This window comes from Pseudomonas sp. 14P_8.1_Bac3 (assembly GCF_025466085.1).
In the GTDB taxonomy this organism is placed as follows: Bacteria; Pseudomonadota; Gammaproteobacteria; order Pseudomonadales; family Pseudomonadaceae; genus Aquipseudomonas.
Genome location: NZ_JANLOD010000050.1, coordinates 11,910 through 34,038, shown reverse-complemented (window position 1 = coordinate 34,038; position 22,129 = coordinate 11,910). Strand labels below are relative to the sequence as shown.

At 61.0% G+C, this 22,129-nt stretch carries 15 protein-coding genes; 4 read left to right on the top strand and 11 right to left on the bottom strand.

Annotated elements, in window-relative coordinates; genetic code table 11:
- Positions 1 to 49 precede the first annotated feature (49 nt).
- Complete coding sequence (locus NTD84_RS16165) at positions 50 to 4,336, top strand: membrane-targeted effector domain-containing toxin (protein WP_262167324.1); 4,287 nt, start codon at positions 50 to 52, stop codon at positions 4,334 to 4,336.
- A gap of 96 nt (positions 4,337 to 4,432) precedes the next feature.
- Here the strand turns inward: NTD84_RS16165 and guaA are convergent, their stop codons facing one another.
- The 4 genes from guaA to NTD84_RS16145 all read right to left on the bottom strand — a co-directional run bounded on the left by guaA (position 4,433) and on the right by NTD84_RS16145 (position 9,283).
- Positions 4,433 to 6,010: a glutamine-hydrolyzing GMP synthase gene (gene guaA, locus NTD84_RS16160; protein WP_262167321.1), complete on the bottom strand. Its 1,578-nt coding sequence runs from the start codon at positions 6,008 to 6,010 to the stop codon at positions 4,433 to 4,435.
- 99 nt (positions 6,011 to 6,109) lie between these two features.
- Positions 6,110 to 7,579, bottom strand: a complete 1,470-nt coding sequence (guaB, locus tag NTD84_RS16155) for an IMP dehydrogenase (protein ID WP_262167318.1) — start codon at positions 7,577 to 7,579, stop codon at positions 6,110 to 6,112.
- Between the two features lie 228 nt (positions 7,580 to 7,807).
- Positions 7,808 to 8,356 (bottom strand): sugar ABC transporter ATPase, encoded by a 549-nt coding sequence (locus NTD84_RS16150; protein ID WP_262167315.1) that lies wholly within the window; start codon positions 8,354 to 8,356, stop codon positions 7,808 to 7,810.
- A 165-nt stretch (positions 8,357 to 8,521) separates the two neighbouring features.
- Positions 8,522 to 9,283 (bottom strand): sulfite exporter TauE/SafE family protein, encoded by a 762-nt coding sequence (locus NTD84_RS16145; protein ID WP_262167312.1) that lies wholly within the window; start codon positions 9,281 to 9,283, stop codon positions 8,522 to 8,524.
- A 188-nt stretch (positions 9,284 to 9,471) separates the two neighbouring features.
- On the opposite strand from NTD84_RS16145, the gene xseA reads away from it, so the two are divergent.
- From xseA to leuA, 3 genes are all read left to right on the top strand, one after another.
- The gene (xseA, locus tag NTD84_RS16140; protein WP_262167309.1) at positions 9,472 to 10,851 is read left to right on the top strand and encodes an exodeoxyribonuclease VII large subunit; all 1,380 of its coding nucleotides are present in this window, start codon (positions 9,472 to 9,474) and stop codon (positions 10,849 to 10,851) included.
- Positions 10,852 to 10,854: 3 nt separating this feature from the next.
- Positions 10,855 to 11,676, top strand: a complete 822-nt coding sequence (locus tag NTD84_RS16135) for a M23 family metallopeptidase (RefSeq protein ID WP_262167306.1) — start codon at positions 10,855 to 10,857, stop codon at positions 11,674 to 11,676.
- Between the two features lie 501 nt (positions 11,677 to 12,177).
- Positions 12,178 to 13,857 carry a 2-isopropylmalate synthase gene (leuA, locus tag NTD84_RS16130; RefSeq protein ID WP_262167304.1) on the top strand — a complete coding sequence of 560 codons (1,680 nt, stop codon included), beginning with the start codon at positions 12,178 to 12,180 and terminating at the stop codon, positions 13,855 to 13,857.
- 171 nt (positions 13,858 to 14,028) lie between these two features.
- Here leuA and NTD84_RS16125 read toward each other — a convergent pair whose 3' ends face one another.
- The 7 genes from NTD84_RS16125 to ispG all read right to left on the bottom strand — a co-directional run bounded on the left by NTD84_RS16125 (position 14,029) and on the right by ispG (position 22,127).
- Positions 14,029 to 14,820, bottom strand: coding sequence for an amidohydrolase (locus NTD84_RS16125; RefSeq protein WP_262167301.1), 792 nt, complete (start codon positions 14,818 to 14,820; stop codon positions 14,029 to 14,031).
- A complete protein-coding gene (locus NTD84_RS16120; protein WP_262167298.1) occupies positions 14,808 to 15,956 on the bottom strand; it encodes a pyridoxal phosphate-dependent aminotransferase in 1,149 nt (382 codons plus the stop codon). The genes NTD84_RS16125 and NTD84_RS16120 overlap by 13 nt, the downstream gene beginning before the upstream one ends.
- 225 nt (positions 15,957 to 16,181) lie before the next feature.
- Entirely contained in the window at positions 16,182 to 17,651 is a 1,470-nt protein-coding gene (gene der, locus NTD84_RS16115) for a ribosome biogenesis GTPase Der (RefSeq protein WP_262167295.1), read from the bottom strand.
- A 213-nt stretch (positions 17,652 to 17,864) separates the two neighbouring features.
- On the bottom strand, positions 17,865 to 19,016 hold the full coding sequence (bamB, locus tag NTD84_RS16110) for an outer membrane protein assembly factor BamB (RefSeq protein WP_262167292.1): 1,152 nt from the start codon (positions 19,014 to 19,016) through the stop codon (positions 17,865 to 17,867).
- Positions 19,009 to 19,650: a tetratricopeptide repeat protein gene (locus NTD84_RS16105; protein WP_262167289.1), complete on the bottom strand. Its 642-nt coding sequence runs from the start codon at positions 19,648 to 19,650 to the stop codon at positions 19,009 to 19,011. Before NTD84_RS16105 ends, bamB begins: the two co-directional genes overlap by 8 nt.
- A gap of 40 nt (positions 19,651 to 19,690) precedes the next feature.
- A complete protein-coding gene (gene hisS / locus NTD84_RS16100) occupies positions 19,691 to 20,980 on the bottom strand; it encodes a histidine--tRNA ligase (protein ID WP_262167286.1) in 1,290 nt (429 codons plus the stop codon).
- A 37-nt stretch (positions 20,981 to 21,017) separates the two neighbouring features.
- Positions 21,018 to 22,127, bottom strand: a complete 1,110-nt coding sequence (gene ispG / locus NTD84_RS16095) for a flavodoxin-dependent (E)-4-hydroxy-3-methylbut-2-enyl-diphosphate synthase (protein WP_007903603.1) — start codon at positions 22,125 to 22,127, stop codon at positions 21,018 to 21,020.
- Positions 22,128 to 22,129: the final 2 nt, after the last annotated feature.

The following is a 22,129-nucleotide window of genomic DNA, read 5'->3' as shown; positions in this document are numbered from 1 at the left end:
CCTGAAATGATCGCGGTTGTTTTCAACCCACCACGATCAAGGAAAGCCTGTGGACACGACTCAAGACGCCACACTGCCCAACGCCGCTGACCGAGAGGCACTCAAATCACTGGTTCCGACAATGGTCGAAGCCTGTCCCGATATGTATGAAATGGCCTGCGCCATCGCCCGGGACATACTTGCCAGACATGACCTGACCCACCTGGCGCCCGAGCAGGTTTACTTCCACCGCTTTCGCGCCGCCCAAAGCAACCCGCTGACCTTCACCGGCTGGGAACACCGGCTTGAAACCCCACGCGAATCGATGACCCTGCCGCAACTGGTCATCCAGCGCTTCAGCGTGCACGACCAGGACAACGCCGACCTGCTCGACGCCTACGCCGGTTTCTACATCGCCGGACCGGATGCCGGCACTTATGACCAAACCAATGAAGTGCGGCTGCATGCCAAAGATGTGCTGAAGGTTTTTTGGGAGATCAACTTCGTCGATCGCTACCGGAAAAAAATCCAATCGTTCTGGCACAAACACGACAAGACCTTCCGCACCCTGGCCAAATGCACCTTCCTCGCCAAGGCCATGGAGGACCGTGAAAGAGGGCGACTCTCGGACGAAAACTTCAAGATTGTGGTCAACGCCGTGGCGGGCAACGTCCGCTGGCCGGTGACGCGCCAGATGCTCGAAGACGAAGCCCCGCCAGCCAAGGGCATACGGGTCAGCCTGCTGAAGATCGGCGGATTCGTGGCCACCGACATCCTGTGCATCGTCGATGCCCGGGGCAGAAAGATGATCTATACCCCCGGAGAAGTCTGGGGCGTGCACGCCCTGCAGTCTGATCGCCACGTGCATTGGTGGGTCCTGTCGAAAATCAAGAAACCCTCCGACCGCAAGCGCTTCATGGCGCACTTTCAAGTCGCCGACCACGACATCATGGAGGACACCTCCTCGCGCCAGAGCGCCAAGCGGAGTTGGCTCTCTCTGGGCAATCCGGGGGCAAATCTCGTTGCCCTGCTGTTCCGTGAACCGCACATCGAAAACGTCGGGCTCAATCATGTGCTGGACCTGCTGACCAGCACCTGGCACAGCAACGATCATCAGCTGGTTGAACACAGCGCCGAAGCGCTGAACGGGGATGCGTTCACGTTTTTGGCGCAGGCGACCCATGCCCGGATGATCAGCGACGCCGAGTTCATGATGCATTCCAACGGCGAGCTGCGTAAAAAACTGTGGATCGGTTACCTGAACGCTTTCAACAAAATGTTCGGCCCCATGGCGGCGGTGGGTTGGCCGGTCGCGCTGGCGGTGGTCGGTGCGGGCATTGCCAACGTCGGCCTGCAGATCGATCAGGCGGTCTACGGCAAAACCCCGGGGGCGCGAAAGTCGGCGGTGACCGCAGCGATTTTCACCGCCATCGATACGCTGTTCAACGCCACCTTCCTCAAGGGCCACGAACTGCCGGAGATCGCCGAAACCTCGATGCTCATCGAGGAAGAAGAGCATCTGCTCCTGGCCGATCAGGCCCGCACCCCGCTGCCGACGCTGGAACAGATCGCGCCGAAACAGGTGCTCCCCGCTGCGCCCGAGGATTTTCTCGCGTCCTTCAAAACCACCATCACCGAAGCCACACTCGCCGACAGCGGACATCCGAAACTGCAAGGGATCATCCAGACCCCGTCAGGCAAGCACTACATCTACATGCGTCGTGCCGCGGGCGACGGTTTCTATCAGGTTCGTTATGTCGAGCAGATGCGCGGCTGGGTGATCGTCGACCCGGCGCACCCCCATTCGTTTTACCGCAACGTGCCGGTGCGCTTGAACGAGGCGCTGAAATGGCAACCGGTCGCGCGCCCCGGCCTGCGCGGTGGCATGAAAATCTTCGGTGACTGGCCTTGGGGACACACGGCCGGTCCGCTGCCCGAGACCGCGACGCCATCGATGCCGTATGACGTTCCGCCGACGTCGACAACGGTGCTGCGGCCGCTGGCAGAAGCCCGTGTGGAGGAGTTTCCGCTGGACAGCGTGCACGGCAGCGACAGTCTTTATCAGGATTTCAAGACGCTGCGCCGCAGCCTGTATGACGACGCCATCGACTTTTACAGCGCCCCGAACATACCGCCACGTCCAGCGGTGCCGATATTCAAACCATCGACCCCGTTCGCTGACATGAGCAAGCGCCTGTTCAAGGCAGCGCCCGGTCTGGTGATCGGTCAGGACACTTCGGGCACAGGCGCCCGGCAAGTGCTGATCGACAACTTCAAGCTGCTGAACAAGCAGAAGGTCAGGACGTTGTATGTGGATCATCTGCTGACCGATTTCCATCAAGCGGATCTCGATCTTTTCCATCGGACCGGGAAGATGCCGACCGCGCTCGAGGAGTCGCTGCAAACCCTGGACAGCCGCTTCGGCAGCGATCCGACCGGCCCCCACAGCTACACGGCGCTGGTCAAGGCGGCGCAGAAAAACCATATCCGCGTGCAAGCCATCGATTGCATGGCCAGCCGCCGCTTCCCGCGCATGGAGCGCACCACGGAGGGCAGCAGCCGCAAGATGATGAACTACTTTTCCGACACGGCGATCCGCGCTGACCAGGCCGCGCGCGGGGCCAATCGCTGGGTGGCGTTGGTCGATGAGGAACGCGCCAGCCGCTTCGATCGCGTCGCCGGCGTCAGCGAACTGGAGGGTGCCGTCTCCCTTCGCGTGGAAGAATTGCCCGTGGTCAAGGCCGGCGGGCTGTCGGCCGATCCGGGCAAAAAAGTAAGAGACCTGATGGGTAATCCCATCGATCTGCTCAAGAGCGACCTGCGCCTGCAACTGGACGCCCCGCCGCCAACGATCACCGCCACCAGTCTCGAGAACGCCTTGCCCAGAAGCGGCATGTTCATGATTCAGGACTCCGCCACGCTCATTCATCGCAGCGGCGACGGGTCATTGGTGCATACGCAGATCCAGCACGACGCCGGCGGCTTTTTCATCGTTCGCCCGCGATGGAGTTCGGTCAGTGGCCGTCATTTTGACAGCGTGCACGAACTGGCCTTGGCCCTGGAGGATGAAGGCCTGTCGCTGAGGCGTGTGCGTATCGATCCTCTGGCGGGACCATCGCCGGTGCGCGAACCGACACCATCCACCTCCGACACGAGCGCGATCGCCAGCGCGGAAACGACGCTGCCCGACACCGCGTTGTTTCGTTCGCCCTATGAAGTTCCGCTACCGCTTCGCGGGAAACTGAAGCAAACCGCTGTGGCCCCTGGCGACCGAACACTGCGCGACGATGTCTCCAGTTTCAGCAGCGACTCACCGGTGCAAGCCTTCAAAGCCCTGCGCAAAAAACTGCATGAAGCGGCCACCGGTTTTTATGCCGATCTGGGTCTTGCGCAGCGCCCGGCGATACCGACCATTGACCCGGCGTCCAGCGCCGAGTCATTCATCGATTGGTGGATCGAACATTTCAACGGGCTGGTCATCGGTGAGAGCCATGCCGAAATCGGCAGCAAACAATGGTTGATCGAACAGATGCCGACGCTGTCCCGCAAGGGCGTGAAAACCCTGTACATGGAGCATCTGTTCACGGACTTCCATCAGGCGGCGCTGGATAACTTCGCCAGCACCTCGGTCATGCCCAGAGACCTTGAACTTTATTTGCAAGGCCTGGATCAGGGGCACATGACCGATCCATCACAGCGTTTCAATTTCCTTGAGCTGGTGAAGGAAGCCAACCGCCATGGCATACGGATCCAGGCCCTTGACTGCATGGCCAGTTATCGACTCGAAGGCATGTACGACCTCAATCAAACGACCCGGCAGCAGATGATGAATTTTTACGCCCACACGGTCATCGACGCCGATCAAGCCGTGCGCGGGCCACACAAGTGGGTGGCCCTGATGGGCAACTCCCACGCCAACACCTATGAGGGCGTCACTGGGGTCAGTGAACTGAGTGAGGCTGTCGGGCTGCGTATCGAGGACGTGGCCAAGGGGAAATCGCGTGGATACGAACCGGACCCGGGCAGAACCTTCGTCGATGACGATGACAGGCCGACAGGCCTGGCCAAGAGCGATCTTCGCTTGCAAATCTCCACGCCGTTCATGGCACGCTCCACATCAGACATCGAGCAGTTGCTGAGCCGCCCGGGGATGTACACCCTGAAGAGAGAGCCCGACGGGATTTGGCTGGTTCACCGGGGACGAGACAACCTCCTTGCGCGGACGCCCATTGACTTTGAGTCCGGACGCTTCTACATCGAGCGCCCCGCCTGGCCGACGCTGCACAGGAAACGCTTCGACAGCATGACGGCGTTGCTTGATGCGCTGAACGATCGAGGGATGACACCGGCCAGTTGATCGAACGTTTTAACCGCGCACAAAAAGGCCGCGTGAGCAGTGTTCACGCGGCCGTTTTGTTGTGGCTATGGGTAGGCCGTTAAGCCGTGGGCAGGATCATTCCCACTCAATCGTCGCCGGCGGCTTGCTCGACACGTCGTAAGTGACGCGGGAGATGCCTTCGATTTCGTTGATGATGCGGCCGCTGACGGTTTCCAGCAGTTCGTAAGGCAGGTGTGCCCAACGCGCGGTCATGAAGTCGATGGTTTCCACGGCACGCAGGGCCACGACCCAGGCGTAACGACGGCCATCGCCGACAACGCCAACCGATTTCACTGGCTGGAACACCACGAACGCCTGGCTGACCTTGTGGTACCAGTCGGCCTTGCGCAGTTCTTCGATGAAGATGTGGTCGGCGCGACGCAGCAGGTCGGCGTATTCCTTCTTCACTTCACCGAGAATCCGCACGCCCAGGCCCGGGCCCGGGAACGGGTGACGGTAGACCATGTCGTACGGCAGGCCCAGTTCCAGGCCCAGACGACGAACTTCGTCCTTGAACAGTTCGCGCAACGGCTCGACCAGTTTCAGGTTCATCTCTTCCGGCAGGCCGCCCACGTTGTGGTGCGACTTGATCACGTGGGCCTTGCCGCTTTTCGCGCCAGCCGATTCGATCACGTCCGGGTAAATGGTGCCCTGAGCGAGGTACTTGATGTTGTCCAGTTTGTTGGACTGGGCATCGAAGACGTCGATGAAGGTACGGCCAATGATCTTGCGCTTCTTCTCCGGGTCGGACTCGCCGGCCAGGTTGTTCAGGAACTGATCTTCAGCGTTGGCGCGGATCACTTTGACGCCCATGTTCTCGGCGAACATGGCCATCACTTGCTCGCCTTCGTGCAGACGCAGCAGGCCGTTGTCGACAAAGACGCAGGTCAGTTGATCGCCGATGGCCTTGTGCAGCAGTGCAGCAACGACGGAAGAGTCCACGCCGCCGGACAGGCCGAGCAGGACGTTGTCGGTGCCGACCTGGGCGCGAACCTGGGCGATGGCGTCTTCAGCGATCTTCGACGGGGTCCACAGGGCTTCACAGCCGCAGATGTCGAGGATGAAGCGCGAGAGGATGCGACCGCCCTGCTTGGTGTGGGTCACTTCCGGGTGGAATTGCACGCCGTAGTAGCCGCGAGCGTCGTCGAACATGCCGGCAATCGGGCAGCTCGGGGTGCTGGCCAGGATGTGGAATTCCTGCGGCATCTTGGTGACCTTGTCACCGTGGCTCATCCAGACGTCGAGGCCGAACAGGCCGTCGGCGTCGATGTGGTCTTCGATGCCATCCAGCAGACGGCTCTTGCCGACCACGTCGACACGGGCGTAACCGAACTCACGCAGCTCGGAACCTTCAACCTTGCCACCCAGCTGTTCAGCCATGGTCTGCATGCCGTAGCAGATACCGAAGACCGGTACGCCCAGGTCAAACACCGCTTGCGGGCAGCGCGGGCTGTCGGCGACGTGCACGGACTCGGGGCCGCCGGCGAGAATGACGCCTTTTGGAGCGAATTCGCGAATCGCTTCGTCATCCATGTCGAACGGATGCAGTTCGCAGTACACGCCGATTTCACGCACGCGGCGGGCAATCAGCTGGGTGTACTGGGAACCGAAATCGAGGATCAGGATGCGGTGAGCGTGGATGTCGAGGGCCATGATTCAGTCTCGTCTAAGTCATTCAGAAACAGTCGTGATTCAGAAACAACTCGGGGCTGAATAAAACAGCCCCGGTTACTTAACGTTTTGCTTGAAGCCTCAACCTACGCGGTAGTTTGGCGCTTCTTTGGTGATCTGTACGTCGTGGACGTGGGACTCGGCCATGCCAGCACCGGTGATCCGCACGAACTCAGGCTTGGTGCGCATTTCTTCGATGTCGGCACTGCCGGTGTAGCCCATCGAGGAACGCAGGCCGCCCATCAGTTGATGGATGATGGCGCTCAGGCTGCCCTTGTAGGGAACGCGCCCTTCGATGCCTTCCGGAACCAGCTTCTCGGCACCCGCGGAGGAGTCCTGGAAATAACGGTCGGAAGAGCCCTGGGCCTGGGACATGGCGCCCAGCGAACCCATGCCGCGGTAAGCCTTGTACGAACGCCCCTGGAACAGTTCAATCTCGCCCGGCGCTTCTTCAGTACCGGCGAACATCGAGCCCATCATCACGCAGGACGCACCGGCAACGATGGCCTTGGACAGGTCACCGGAGAAGCGGATGCCGCCGTCGGCGATCAACGGTACGCCAGTGCCTTCAAGGGCAGCGGCGACGTTGGCGATGGCACTGATTTGCGGAACGCCGACACCGGCGACGATACGGGTGGTGCAGATCGAGCCAGGGCCGATACCGACCTTGACCGCATCGGCGCCGGCTTCGGCCAGGGCCTTGGCGGCAGCGCCGGTGGCAATGTTGCCGCCGATGACCTGCACGTCAGGGAAATTCTGCTTGACCCAGCGAACGCGGTCGATCACGCCTTTGGAGTGACCGTGGGCGGTGTCGACCACCACCACGTCAACGCCGGCATTGACCAGCGCGGCGACGCGATCGCCGGTGTCTTTACCGGTGCCGACCGCCGCGCCAACGCGCAGACGACCCTGGTCGTCCTTGCTGGCCAGCGGGTAAGCCTTGGCTTTTTCGATATCGTTGACGGTCATCATGCCCTTGAGGGCGAACTTGTCGTCGACGATCAGCACGCGTTCGATGCGGTGCTTGTGCAGCAGCTCGCGAACGTCGTTCTTGTCGGCGCCTTCCTTGACCGTGACCAGACGCTCTTTAGGCGTCATCACTTCACGGACACTGGCGTCCAGACGGTTTTCGAAACGTACGTCACGGGAAGTGACGATGCCGACCAAGTCGCCATCGTGCAGCACCGGAACGCCGGAAATGTTGTGCATGCGGGTCAGTTCGAACAGATCACGGACCGTGGCGTCAGCCTCGATGGTGATCGGATCCTTGACGACGCCGGCTTCGAACTTCTTGACCTTGCGGACTTCGGCAGCTTGCTGCTCGATGGTCATGTTCTTGTGGATGATGCCGATACCACCTTCCTGAGCCATGGCGATTGCCAGTCGGGCTTCAGTGACGGTGTCCATGGCGGCAGAAACCAGGGGAATGTTCAGCTCGATGCCACGGGTTAGGCGGGTCTTGAGACTGACTTCGTTAGGAAGCACCTCGGAATAACCGGGCACTAGGAGAATGTCGTCGAATGTCAGAGCTTCTTGGCTGATACGCAGCATCGCGGGGGCTCCCGAGCGGGAAAATGGAAGCGCGCCATTATAGTCAGACACCCCCTCGGGTTCAATGTAAAACTCTGTCTATTATCGCTGCGGTGATCGACGGGACTTTTGCCCCACAAATCCCTGTGGAGCGAGCCTGCTCGCGATGGGCGTCAACGATAGCGCTTGCTGTCTGGATGAACGCGGTGTCTGGGCGTTCATCGCGAGCGTGCTCGCTCCTACAGGTCGTCAGAGTTCGACTTTGACGCAGCTCACCGGCTGATCCAGCCAATCGGCGAACTCATCGAGAAAGTTCTGCTTGAACCCCGCCTCCGCCCAGTTGTTAAAGATGAACCCCAGGTTGGAAAAGCCGCACTCCTGCAGGAACAGAAAGCCGTTGATGTCATCTTCATGCCCGCACTCGGGGCAGGTGAAGTTATCGGTGCGCCCCGGCATCCAGTCTTCCAGGCTTTCGAACAACGCCTCGCCCACTTCCTTGCGGCACTCGGCGCAGCCCGCCTCACCCAGGAAACCCTTGGCCGGCGTATAGATGCAGCGCTTGGTGACGATCTCCAGGCCATTGATCGGCTCACCGAACGGCAACGCCTGCGGGTGCAGCACCACGGCGCGGGCGCCATCGGCGATGGCGTGGCCCATGCGGTTGCCGGTCCGGCCGCAGGTGGTCAGTTCTTCCTTGATGATGTTCTTGCGCACCAGCCAGCGCACGACCGCCCTGGCCCGGGGCTCGTGCACCGGCAGCGTGGAGATTTTCGGGACGATGATGCTCTGGGAATTCATGGTGAAAGCCTGTAACGAATACTGAAGGTTTCCCTGTGGGAGCGAGCCTGCTCGCGATAGCGGTGGGCCAGTCACCCTTGAGTCGGCTCAGAAACCGCTATCGCGAGCAGGCTCGCTCCCACATGAGGAAAAGTGGCCGGCAGCTTAATGCCTGACACACCCAGGTCAAGCACTCAAATACCGCCCGATCAAGGCAATCCCGCTGACCAGCACCAGCCAGGTCACCAACCGTACAAACGCCTCCCGAGACAGGCGCAGGGTCAACCGCCGGCCGATCCACAGCCCCAAGGCCATGGCGGGCAGCAAACACAGGGCCAACATCAATAAGGGTAGCTCGGCATACACCCCCGCGACAGCGAACAAGCTCAGGCGCACCACGGTGCTGCAACTGATCAGCGCACTCTGAGTCGCCCGCGCCGCGTCTTTCGACAATCGGCTGTTCAAATAGATCGCATATAAAAAGCCACCGCTGCCAAACAACGCACCGAACATCCCGCCCACCGTGCCCATCGGCACCGCCCAGGCGGCCGACAACTGCGTCGGGCGGGTCTTCACCCACAGGCTGTAAATCGCATAGGCGCTGATAAACAGCCCCATCAACAATAGCAACACATCGGAATGCAGGTTCAACAGAAAGATCACCCCCAGCGTGCACCCCACCGCCATGCACGGCAGCAGTCGCAGCAACTCCGGTTTCGCCACGTCCCGGCGCGACGGCAGCAGATTGCCGAACGCGGCGACGAAATCCAGCAGCACGAGCAACGGCACGATCTTCGACAGCGGCATGAACAGAATCAGAATCGGCCCCGCCACCAGCGCGGTGCCGAACCCGGCAATGCCGAAAACGATGTAAGCGAGGGCGATGGCCAGGCCGATCACCAACCAGTCCGTCGGGCCGAAGGGCCATTGGTTTAACAATTCGAGCACTCTCTTCCCCTGTCGTCCTTGAAACCCGCGGACAACTTTACCCCTTGTAGGAGCGAGCCTGCTCGCGAAAGCGTCGGTACATCCAAGAAAAATGTGTCAGCCAAACCGCTGTCGCGAGCAGGCTCGCCCTACCAAGGGATGGTGTTGGCGATGGAGATTGAGCAGCGAATACCTTTAAACTGCGCCCCATGATTAAAGATCCCTTTGCAAGACTCGGCCTCGATCGTGAAGTTCTGACTGTCAGCCAGCTCAACGGCCGCGCGCGGGTGTTGCTCGAAGACGTGTTCAGCAACATCTGGGTCGAAGGCGAAATCTCCAACCTCGCCCGCCCAGCGTCCGGTCATGTGTATTTCACCCTCAAGGACAGCGGCGCCCAGGTGCGTTGCGCACTGTTCCGGCAGAACGCCGCGCGGGTGCGCCAGGCGTTGAAGGACGGCTTGGCGGTCAAGGTGCGCGGCAAGGTTTCGTTGTTCGAAGGCCGAGGCGACTACCAGTTGATCCTCGACACCGTCGAACCGGCCGGCGACGGTGCGCTGCGCCTGGCGTTCGATGCCCTGAAGGAAAAACTCAGTGCCGAGGGCCTGTTCAGCGCCGAGCGCAAAGTGCCGCTCCCCGCGCACCCACAGCGTATTGGCATCATCAGCTCGCCCACCGGCGCGGTGATCCGCGACATCATCAGTGTGTTCCGCCGTCGTGCGCCGCAGGTGCAACTGACGCTGATCCCCACGGCGGTGCAAGGTCGCGAAGCCACGGCGCAGATTGTCCGCGCCCTGAAACTGGCGGACGCCCGCGGTTTCGATGCGTTGATCCTGGCCCGAGGCGGCGGCTCGCTGGAAGACCTCTGGTGCTTCAACGAAGAAGCCGTGGCGCGTGCCGTGGACGCCTGCGTGACACCGATTGTCAGCGCCGTCGGCCATGAAACCGATGTGTCGATCAGCGACTTCGTGGCCGACGTTCGCGCCCCGACGCCGTCCGCCGCCGCCGAACTGCTCGCCCCGGATTCCAGCGACCTGGTGCATCGGGTCGAAAGCCTGCATCGGCGGTTGGTGATGCGCATGCGTGACCGCCTGATGCGCGATCGGCTGCGCCTCGAAGGTGTCTCTCGTCGCCTGAGGCATCCCGGCGAACGTCTGCGTCAGCAAGCGCAACGCCTGGACGATCTGGACATGCGCATGCGGCGCGCGTTCGAGCGCGGTCTCAATACGCGTCGCGAACGGCTGATTCGCCTGGAAACCCGCCTCGCCGGGCAACATCCGGGACGACAACTGGCAATGCTGCGCCAGCGCCTCGACAGCCTCGCCGAACGCCTGCCCCGGGCCATGCGCGAGGGCCTCAAGGGCCGGCGCCTGCAACTGCAGAATCAAGTGCAGACGCTGCACATCGTCAGCCCGCTGGCAACCCTCGGGCGTGGTTACAGCATCCTGCTGGACGAGCGCGGTCATGCGATTCGCACCGCCGCGCAGACCTATAACGGTCAGCGCCTGAAAGCCAAACTGGGTGAAGGCGAGCTGCATGTGCGGGTCGAAGACAATCACCTGACGCCCGTCACCCTTTCATTACTGGATTGATCCATGCCGCGTTTTCTCGCTCCGCTGCTGTTGCTGTGCCTGACCTTCAATGCCCACGCCGACAGCTACATCACCCGCCTGTTGAACAAACCGGTGCCCGGCGGCGTGGCGGTGGTGGACCTGGGCGCTGCGGCCCAGGCACCGAAAGCCAGCTATCAGGGCAAACCGGTGTTGGTGGTCAAGGAACAGAACAACTGGCTGGCGATTGTCGGCGTGCCATTGACGGTCAAACCGGGCATTCAGCAAGTCAGCAGCGGCGGTCGCACACTGAATTTCACCGTGGGCAGCAAGAAATACCCGGAACAGCGCATCACCTTGAAGAACACCCAGCAGGTCAATCCCGACCCGGAAAACCTCAAGCGCATCGAGCGCGAACTGGCGGTGCAGATTGCCGCGTACCGCACGTTCAGCCCGAATACGCCCAGCAACTTGCTGCTGGACAAACCGGTCAACGGGCCGCTGTCGAGCAAGTTTGGTGTGCGCAGGTTCTTCAATGGCGAAGAACGCAATCCCCATGCCGGGCTGGACTTTGCCGTGCCGGCCGGGACGCCGATCAAAACGCCGGCGGCGGGCAAGGTGATTCTGATCGGTAACTACTTCTTTAACGGCAACACGGTATTCGTCGACCATGGCCAGGGCTTTATCAGCATGTTCTGCCACATGTCGAAGATTGATGTGCAGGTCGGGCAGCAACTGGCCCGCGGTGGCGTGGTGGGTAAGGTGGGTTCGACTGGACGCGCGACCGGGCCGCATATGCACTGGAATGTCAGCCTGAACGATGCGCGGGTGGATCCGGCGATTTTCATCGGGGCGTTCCAACCCTGAATTTTCTGTGTGGCGACTGGCCTCTTCGCGGGCAAGCCCGCTCCCACAGGTTCCGGGGGGCGCACACAGTTGCGATCCACCCTCGCCCACTGTGGGAGCGGGCTTGCCCGCGAAGGCGGTCTCAAAACCACCAAAAACATCCCTGAAAAACCACACCCACAACCCGGCAACACGTTACCTGCCCAATTGCGCACTCCTCAAACCCCGCGCAAACTTCAAAACGATCTCGGGCCTGAAGCACAATAAAATCGCGAAGAACTCTTCATTTCGGGTATTCCTCTCAATTTTTTTCGACTGCTTGCCATCCTCCCCCCTCGCGGTTAGGGTTGAAGGCATGAAAACCTCTCACACCCTCATTCAGCTTCGCCAGCACCGCAGCCTGTGCCTTGTCAGCGCACGACTGCCGGGCTGAATCGCGACGCCTCGTCTTATGCTTTTCCCCAAGAACATTGATCCACCGGCAGGCCGCCTTTTTTCGGCCCACACAATAAGGATTTCCCGATGAGCATGCTCAAAGACCCATCTTCGAAATACCGCGCGTTCCCGACCATCGATATTCCGGACCGCACTTGGCCGTCGAAGACCATCACCGCCGCGCCGATCTGGTGCAGCTCCGACCTGCGCGATGGCAACCAGTCGCTGATCGAACCGATGGACGCCGTCAAGAAGCTGCGTTTCTGGAAAACCCTGGTGCAGGTCGGCGTGAAGGAAATCGAAGCGTCGTTCCCGGCCGCTTCGCAAACCGACTTCGACTTCGTGCGCACCCTGATCGAAGGCAACCACATCCCGGACGACACTACCATTCAGGTGCTGACCCAGGGCCGTGAAGACCTGATCGAGCGCACCTTCGAATCCCTGCGCGGGGCGAAGAAAGCCATCGTTCACTTGTACAACGCGACCTCCCCTTCCTTCCGCCGCATTGTCTTCAACCAGGACAAGGACGGGATCAAGGCCATCGCGGTCAATGCGGCCAAGCTGTTCGTCAAATACGCCGCCCAGCAGCCAGACACCCAGTGGACGTTCGAATACTCGCCGGAAACTTTCAGCGCCACCGAGCTGGAATTCGCCAAGGAAGTCTGCGACGCGGTCATCGAAGTCTGGAACCCGACGCCTGAGCACAAGGTGATCCTCAACCTGCCGGCCACCGTCGAATGTGCGACCCCGAACATCTACGCCGACCAGATCGAATGGTTCGGCCGTCACATCAACCGTCGTGACAGCGTGATCATCAGCCTGCACACCCACAACGACCGTGGCACCGGCGTCGCGGCCACCGAGCTGGGCCTGATGGCGGGCGCGGACCGGGTCGAAGGCTGCCTGTTCGGCAACGGCGAGCGCACCGGTAACGTTGACCTGGTGACCGTGGCGTTGAATCTCTACACCCAGGGCATTCACCCTGAGCTGGACTTCTCTGACATCGACGGCGTACGCAAAGTCGTCGAAGAGTGCAACCAGATCCAGGTGCACCCGCGCCATCCATACGTCGGCGACCTGGTGCACACCGCGTTCTCCGGCTCCCACCAGGACGCCATCCGCAAGGGCTTCGCCCAGCAGAAACCGGACGCCCTGTGGGAAGTGCCGTACTTGCCGATCGACCCGGCCGACATCGGCCGCAGCTACGAGGCGGTGATCCGCGTCAACAGCCAGTCGGGCAAGGGCGGTATCGCTTACCTGCTGGAACAGGAATACGGCATCAGCTTGCCGCGTCGCATGCAGATCGAGTTCAGCCAGGTCGTGCAGCGTGAAACCGACCGTCTGGGCCTGGAAATGACCGCGCAGCAGATCCACGCGCTGTTGCACAGCGAGTACCTGCAAGCCAACACCCCGTACGCGCTGGTCAGCCATCGCTTGCAGGAAGAAAACGGCAACAGCGCCGTGGAAGTGGAAGTCTCCGGCAAAGGCCAGGGCGAAACCAACCTGCACTGGCGCGGCAAGGGCAACGGCGCGCTGGAAGCGCTGGTGGCCGGTCTGCCGATCCCGGTGGAAATCATGGACTACAACGAACACGCGATCGGCGCGGGCACCAACGCCAAGGCCGCGGCTTACATTGAGCTGCGTGTGGACGGTCAACGCGCCGTGCACGGCGTCGGCATCGATGAAAACATCACCACTGCCAGCTTCAAGGCGCTGTTCAGTGCGCTGAACCGCTCGTTGAGCCAGCCGGAAGCGAAAGCGGCGTAAGCGTCGCTGAAATGCGAAAGGCCCCAAGGTGTGAACCTTGGGGCCTTTTTTTGTCTGCCGGTTTTGTGCTGCCTGTTCTGGCCCCATCGCCAGCAGGCTCCCACAGGAGATTGCTTTTCCACTGTGGGAGCCAGCCTGCTGGCGATGAGGTCCTTTCAGGCACCGCGAATATCAGGTGAACTCAAACGTATCGGCATCCAGATTCGCCGGAAACCGCGTGCGGTAAGCCTGAAGGTCAGCCGCGTTCAGCACGACCTGAAACACCCCGTCCGCCTCACCGGCACTGAGCAACGTCTCGCCCTGAAAGTCCAGCACCTGACTGTCGCCGGTATACGCGAAACCCTTGCCATCAGTGCCGATGCGATTCACCGCCGCCACATAGCACAGGTTTTCAATCGCCCGTGCCGGCAGCAAACGGTTCCAATGCTGACGCCGTGCACCCGGCCAATTGGCGGTGTACAGCAACAGGTCAGTGTCCTGGGCATCGCGGCTCCACACCGGGAAGCGCAGGTCGTAGCAAATCAGCGGCCGTACGCGCCAGCCTTTGAGCTCGAACTGCACCTGGCGTTCGCCGGGGGTGTAGTGGTTGTGCTCGCCGGCCATGCGGAACAGGTGACGCTTGTCGTAATGCCAGACTTCGCCGTCAGGCCGCGCCCACAACAAACGATTGCGATGGCTGCCGTCGGCGGCCTGCACGATGACGCTGCCGGTGATCACCGCATCGAGCTTCGCCGCCTGGGCGCGCAGCCATTTGCTGGTGGGACCGTTTTCCGGTTCGGCGAGCGTTTCGGATTCCATGGAGAAACCGGTGGTGAACATCTCCGGCAGGATGATCAGGTCTGCGCCGCGGGCCTGCTCCAGCAACGGCTCGAAGTGCTCCAGGTTGGCCTGCCGGTCGTGCCAGGCGAGGCTGGTCTGGATCAACGCAATGTTCAGATTGGGCAGTGCACTCAGATCACGCATAGTTTTGCCGCTGCTTCACGCAGGGTCTCCTCGCGTTTGGCGAAGCACAGACGCACCAGGCGCTGGCCTTCGGGCGGCGTCTGGTAGAACACCGAGATCGGGATACTCGCCACGCCGTGTTCGCGGGTCATCCACAGGGCCATCTCGACGTCGTTGAGGTCCGGGCGAATTTGCGAATAATCGACCAACTGGAAGTAGGTGCCGGCCACGCGGGTAAAACTGAAGCGCGAAGGCGCCAACAGATCGCAGAACAGATCTCGTTTGGCCTGATAGAACGCCGGCAGTTCTTCCACGTGTTCAGGATGCTCGGCCATGAAGTCGGCCAACGCAAACTGCAGCGGGGTCACGCCGCAGAAACTCACGTATTGGTGCACTTTGCGCAGCTCCGCCGTCAGGGCCGGTGGCGCGACCACGTAACCGGTTTTCCAGCCCGTGACGTGATAGGTCTTGCCGAATGAACTGATCACGAACGCACGCTGATACAACTCTTCATGATTCAGCACGCTGGCGTGGGCGACGCCGTCGAACACCAGGTGTTCATAGACTTCATCGCTGACCAGGTAAATGTCGCGACCACGAATCAGATCCGCCAACTGATCCAGCTCGGCACGGCTGATCAGCGCCCCGCTCGGGTTATGCGGCGAGTTGAGAACGATCATGCGCGTGCGCGGCGTAATCGCATCTGCCAGCTTCTGGAAGTCGATGGAGAAATCATCCAGCCCGAGCTGTACGTGCACGCAGCGACCACCGGCCAGTTCCGTCGCAGGCTCATAACTGTCGTAGCACGGATCGAACACGATCACTTCGTCGCCGCTGTGAATCACCGCATTAATCGCGCAGAAGATCGCCTGGGTGGCGCCGGGGGTGATGGTTACTTCATTGTCGGCATCGACCTGGACGCCGTAGCGGCGAGCGATCTTCGCCGCCACTTGCTGACGCAGCGCTGGCAGACCGGTCATCGGTGAATACTGGTTGTGGCCTTGGGCAATGTGCCGGCCAACCGCATCGCACAAGGCTTGCGGGGCATCGAAATCGGGAAAACCCTGGGACAGGTTGATCGCCCCGGTCTGCGCCGCGAGCTGAGACATCTGAGTGAAGATAGTGATGCCGACATTCGGCAGCTTACTGGTGATCATCGGTGATTCCCTGCTCTACACCCGGCTCTAACGGCGGCGCGGGAGAGCCCGAGGATAGCCCATCCGGCGCCCATAAAAAAAGGGCGCATAAAGCGCCCTTTCTTCTACCCGCGCCCCTGTGGGAGCGAGCCTGCTCGCGATAGCGTCGACAGCTGCAAAATCAACGTGTCAGACAGATTGCCATCGCGAGCAGGCTCGCTCCCAGCCAGGACGGGCCGCCTTGAATCAGCGCTTGTCGCGACGCTTCTTGTCGGCCTTCTTGTGGTGCGACATCAAGCGACGCTTCTTGTTGACCTGGCGGTCGGTCAGCGAGTTCTTGTTGCCTTCATACGGGTTCTCGCCGCCTTTGAACTCGATGCGGATCGGCGTACCAACCAGCTTCAGCACACGACGGTAAGTGTTTTCCAGATAACGGACGTAAGACTTCGGCACCTTTTCGATCTGGTTACCGTGAATCACGATGATCGGCGGGTTCGCGCCCCCCAGGTGGGCATAACGCAGCTTGATCCGGCGGTTGTTGACCATCGGCGGTGCGTGTTCACCGACCGCATCTTCCAGAATCTGGGTCAGGCGGTTGGTTGGCCAGCGGGTGACAGCGGACTTGAACGAGTTCTGTACGGAGGCGTAGAGGTTGCCCACGCCCGTGCCGTGCAGGGCCGAAATGAAGTGGATGTCGGCGAAGTCAACGAAGAACAGCCGACGTTGCAGCTCGACCTTCACGAAATCGCGCTCGCTCGGCGTCATGCCGTCCCACTTGTTGATCGCGATGACCAGCGCACGACCGGCTTCAAGGGCGAAGCCCAGCAAGTTGAGATCGTGATCCACCACGCCTTCGCGGGCATCCATCACGAAGATCACCACGTTGGCGTCTTTGATCGCCTGCAGGGTTTTGACCACGGAGAACTTTTCGACTTCTTCGTGGATCTTGCCGCGCTTGCGGACACCGGCGGTGTCGATCAGCGTGTACTTCTCGTCGTTACGCTCGAACGGGATGTAGATACTGTCGCGGGTGGTACCGGGTTGGTCATACACGATCACCCGGTCTTCACCGAGCATGCGGTTGACCAGGGTCGACTTGCCGACGTTCGGACGGCCAATGATCGCGATCTTAATCCCGTCTTTTTCGCTTGGGCCAGGAATGCGCTTGGCTTCCTCGCCTTCGGCAACGTCCTCTTCTTCGCCGTCCTCCGGTTCCTCGTCGTCTTTCGGGAAGTCGCTCAGGGCGATTTCCAGCATCTGGGTGATACCACGACCATGAGCGCCGGCGATCGGGATCGCGTGGCCCATACCCAACGGGGCGAATTCGGCGCGGGCCATTTCAGGGTCGATGTTGTCGACCTTGTTGGCAACCACGTACGAACGCTTGTTACGTTTGCGCAAATGCTCGGCGATCATCTGGTCGGCGGCGGTGAAACCGGCCTTGGCATCTACCAGGAACAGAACGACATCGGCTTCTTCAATGGCCAGCAGCGACTGCTCGGCCATTTTTTCGTCCATACCGTGCTCGTCACCGGAGATACCGCCGGTGTCGACCAGAATGTAGGAACGCCCTTGCCACTTGGCCTCACCGTATTGGCGATCACGGGTCAGACCGGACAAGTCGCCGACGATGGCGTCACGAGTCCTGGTCAGGCGGTTGAACAAGGTGGACTTGCCGACGTTCGGTCGGCCCACCAGGGCGATTACGGGAACCATGCGGCTCTCCACTTCGTTATTTCAGAAAATACAAAAGCCGCTGCGAGGCAGCGGCTGGTGCTCGGGCGGCAATCTGTAGGAGCGAGCATGCTCGTGAAAAACGTCATGACACCGCGATTAATCAGACTGCCAGCGTTATCGTTGACGTCCATCGCGAGCATGCTCGCCCCTACAGAAGTGCCGCTGCCTGGGGGTTAAACCCCAAGCATAGTCTTACTTGATGGTCAGGGCTTCCAGTTTGCCGCTGTTGCCATACAGATAAATCGTGTTATCCACCACCAGCGGACGGGCACGCAGGCCGTCGCTGTCGATGCGCTCGCGGCCGACGAAACGACCGTCCACCTGGCTCAACAGGTGCAGGTAGCCTTCCATGTCGCCGACTGCAACGTAGCTGGAAAACACTTCCGGCGCGGACAGTTGACGGCGGGCCAGCGAATCGTTGCTCCACAGCGCTGTGGTGGAACGTTCGTCGACGCCTTCAACCGTGCCCGAAGACAGGCTGACATAAACAGTGCCGAAACCCTGGGCTACGCCGGCATAGCTGGAAGCATCACGCTGCCAGAGCTGACGACCGCTTTCCAGGTCCAGTGCCGCGACGCGACCCTGGTAGCTGGCGACGTACAACGTGCCGCCGGACAGCAGCAAGCCGCCGTCGATATCGACAACACGCTCCAGTTCGGAACGACCTTGCGGGATCGCGACCCGTTGTTCCCACACCGGCACGCCGTTGGAAATATCGAGCGCGACCACTTTACCGGTCGACAAGCCAGCCACCGCGAAGCGGTTGGTCACGATCGGCGCACTGGTGCCGCGCAGAGTCAGGACCGCCGGGGTGCTGTCATACAACCAGCGCTGGTTGCCGGTGGCGGCATCCAGACCGATCAGACGGTCGTCCTGGGTCTGAACCACGACCACATCACCGTTGTTGGCCGGCGGTGCGAGCACTTCGCTGGACACGCGAGCGCGCCATTTCTCTTCACCGTTGATGGCGTCCATGGCAACGATTTCGCCCTTGGTCGTGCCGATCAGGAGCAGGCCGTAACCCACGCCAACGGCGCCGGACACGGGCAGATCAAGATCTTTCTTCCATTTGACGTCGCCATTGCTGCGATCCATCGCCATCACCACGCCGGTGACGTCGGCGGCATAGATGGTATCGCCATCGATCGCAGGAACCAGCATGTTGTAGGTTTCGCCCTGACCGTCACCGATCGAACGACTCCACTGCTTTTGCAGGACCACTTCTTCTTTGAAGTCGGTCAGCTCGGCCGGTGGCAATTCTTTTTTGCTGTTGCTGCTGCAACCCGCGGCCAATATGGCCAGAGCCAGCAATGCTGCATGTTTCCAACGGATCACGTCACGCATCCCCTTTGGCCAGGTCGTCCAGCTTGATTTGTAGGCCACCGACTGCCGCTTCATCTGACAGTGCCGCCTTGGCTTTTTGATACGCCGTGTTCGCTTCGTCGGTGCGACCCAACTGCACCAGCAGGTCACCCTTGAGTTCTTCGCGAGTGGCCAGGAACGCCTTGTCGGCATCGCCGTCGAGCAGCTTCAGGGCTTCATCGGCCTTGTTCTGCGCGGCCAGCACCTGTGCCAGGCGCTGACGGGCGATTTCGCCCAGTGCCGGGTTGGCCGGTTTGGCGACGATAGCGTTGAGCTCGCTGGCCGCGTCGTCCAGTTTGCCGCTGTCGACCGCGACTTTCGCCACGAACAGGCTGCCGTACTGGGCGTAGGCGGTGCCGGCGAACTCGCTGTTAAGCTTGCCGGCCAGGTCCGAAACACGGGCGGCATCAGGCTTGCCGTCAGGCGTCAGCGTGGTTTCGAGCAATTGCTGATAGAGCATCGAGGCGCCTTGCGACTGATTGCTCTGATACTTGTGAAAGGCCTGCCAGCCGAACACGATGACCAGCGCCAACAGGCCGCCAGTAACCAGGGGCTTGCCGTTGCGTGTCCACCAGTCCTTCAAATCCGCCAGCTGTTCGTCTTCGGTACTCGACACCCCAATACTCCTTAATCGCTAAATCGGCTGTTTGACAGCTTCAACCCTGCACGACGCAGGTGGCCAGGTGTGCAGCAAGCGCATCCCAGGCAATGCTTTGTTGTTCGCCCTGGCCACGCAGGGGTTTGAAACCTACCACTTGCTGGGCCATTTCGTCGTCACCGAGGATCAGCGCGTACAGCGCACCGCTCTTGTCGGCTTTCTTGAACTGGCTTTTGAAGCTGCCGGCGCCGGCATTGATCTGCAGACGCAGGTTGGGTAACTGATCGCGCACTTTCTCGCTCAGGGTCAGGGCCGCCAGTTCGGCTGCCTCGCCGAAGGCGCAGAGATAAACGTCGACCTGACGGGAAATCTCTTGCGGAATCTGTTGCAGGGTTTCCAGCAGCAGCACCAGACGCTCGATGCCCATGGCGAAACCGACGCCCGGGGTTGGCTTGCCGCCCATCTGCTCCACCAGACCGTCGTAGCGGCCACCGGCACATACCGTGCCTTGCGCGCCCAACTTGTCGGTGACCCATTCGAAAACGGTCTTGCTGTAGTAATCCAGGCCGCGCACCAGCTTCGGGTTGATCACATATGGAATGCCGGCTGCCTCGAGGCGCGCCTTGAGGCCCTCGAAGTGCAGGCGGGATTCGTCGTCGAGGTAATCAGCCATTTTCGGCGCATCGACCAGGATCGCCTGAGTCTCGGCGTTCTTGGTGTCCAGCACCCGCAGCGGATTGGTCTTCAAGCGACGCTGGCTGTCTTCGTCCAGCTTGTCCAGATGCGCAGACAGGAACTCGACCAGCGCTTCGCGGTAGCGACCACGGGATTCGCTGGTGCCCAGGCTGTTGAGCTCGAGCTTGACCGCATCACGGATGCCCAGCTCGCCCCACAGGCGCCAGGTCAGCACGATCAGCTCGGCGTCGATGTCCGGACCGTCGAGGTTGAACACCTCGACACCAATCTGGTGGAACTGACGATAACGGCCTTTCTGCGGGCGTTCGTGGCGGAACATCGGGCCGATGTACCAGAGTTTCTGCACCTGGCCACCACCGGTGATGCCGTGCTCGAGCACCGCACGCACGCAGGCCGCCGTTCCTTCAGGACGCAAGGTCAGGGAATCGCCGTTGCGGTCTTCGAAGGTGTACATCTCTTTTTCGACGATATCGGTCACTTCACCGATCGAGCGCTTGAACAGCTCGGTGAACTCGACGATCGGCATGCGGATCTGCTTGTAACCGTAGTTATCCAGCAGGCGCGCAACGGTGCCCTCGAAATGACGCCACAGGGGAGTCTGCTCGGGCAGGATGTCGTTCATGCCACGTATGGCTTGCAGAGACTTGCTCACTTTAAATCCTTAAATTCGTTCGGCTCTTCAGTCGGGCTTAGCCGCGAGCGATTACAGCAGCGTCGGCCTCGACCTTTTCGGCCGCTTTCTGGCGGATCAAGCGTTCAAGCTCATCCACCAGATTGTCATTCGTCAGTTTCTGCGACGGCTTGCCGTCGATGTAAATCAGGTTGGGCGTGCCGCCGGTCAAGCCGATATGGGCTTCCTTGGCTTCGCCCGGCCCGTTGACCACGCAACCGATGACCGCGACATCCAGCGGCACCAGCAGGTCTTCGAGGCGCCCTTCCAGCTCGTTCATGGTCTTGACCACATCGAAGTTCTGCCGCGAGCAGCTCGGGCAGGCGATGAAGTTGATCCCACGGGAACGCAGGTGCAGGGATTTGAGAATGTCGTAGCCGACTTTCACTTCCTCGACCGGATCGGCCGCCAACGAGATGCGGATAGTATCGCCAATCCCTTCGGCGAGCAGCATACCGAGGCCCACGGCGGATTTCACTGTGCCTGAACGCAAACCACCGGCTTCGGTGATGCCCAGGTGCAGCGGCTGGACGATTTCCTTGGCCAGCAAGCGGTAGGCGGCGACGGCCATGAACACATCGGAGGCTTTCACGCTGACCTTGAAGTCCTGGAAATTCAGGCGTTCAAGGTGCTCGACATGACGCAGGGCGGACTCGACCAGCGCGGCCGGGGTTGGCTCGCCATATTTCTTTTGCAGGTCTTTTTCCAGGGAACCGGCGTTGACGCCGATGCGGATCGGAATCCCGCGGTCACGGGCGGCATCGACCACCGCACGCACGCGGTCTTCACGACCGATGTTGCCCGGGTTGATCCGCAGGCAATCGACACCCAGTTCGGCGACGCGCAAGGCGATCTTGTAGTCGAAGTGAATGTCGGCCACCAGCGGCACTTTGACCAGTTGCTTGATCTTGCCGAACGCCTCGGCGGCGTCCATGTCCGGCACGGACACCCGCACGATATCGACGCCAGCGGCTTCCAGACGATTGATCTGGGCGACCGTGGCAGCCACGTCATTGGTGTCGCTGTTGGTCATGCTCTGCACAGCGATAGGCGCATCGCCGCCCACAGGCACGTTACCGACCCAGATCTTGCGGGACTCGCGACGTTTGATTGGAGATTCGCCGTGCATGA

Bases quoted from the DNA above. Each gene is read 5' to 3' on its own strand.
- NTD84_RS16150 (WP_262167315.1), bottom strand. From the start codon at position 8,356: ATGAATTCCCAGAGCATCATCGTCCCGAAAATCTCCACGCTGCCGGTG.
- leuA (WP_262167304.1), top strand. From the start codon at position 12,178: ATGAGCATGCTCAAAGACCCATCTTCGAAATACCGCGCGTTCCCGACC.
- NTD84_RS16125 (WP_262167301.1), bottom strand. From the start codon at position 14,820: ATGCGTGATCTGAGTGCACTGCCCAATCTGAACATTGCGTTGATCCAG.
- der (WP_262167295.1), bottom strand. From the start codon at position 17,651: ATGGTTCCCGTAATCGCCCTGGTGGGCCGACCGAACGTCGGCAAGTCC.
- ispG (WP_007903603.1), bottom strand. From the start codon at position 22,127: ATGCACGGCGAATCTCCAATCAAACGTCGCGAGTCCCGCAAGATCTGG.
- NTD84_RS16120 (WP_262167298.1), bottom strand. From the start codon at position 15,956: ATGATCACCAGTAAGCTGCCGAATGTCGGCATCACTATCTTCACTCAG.
- guaA (WP_262167321.1), bottom strand. From the start codon at position 6,010: ATGGCCCTCGACATCCACGCTCACCGCATCCTGATCCTCGATTTCGGT.
- NTD84_RS16135 (WP_262167306.1), top strand. From the start codon at position 10,855: ATGCCGCGTTTTCTCGCTCCGCTGCTGTTGCTGTGCCTGACCTTCAAT.
- xseA (WP_262167309.1), top strand. From the start codon at position 9,472: ATGATTAAAGATCCCTTTGCAAGACTCGGCCTCGATCGTGAAGTTCTG.
- bamB (WP_262167292.1), bottom strand. From the start codon at position 19,016: ATGCGTGACGTGATCCGTTGGAAACATGCAGCATTGCTGGCTCTGGCC.
- guaB (WP_262167318.1), bottom strand. From the start codon at position 7,579: ATGCTGCGTATCAGCCAAGAAGCTCTGACATTCGACGACATTCTCCTA.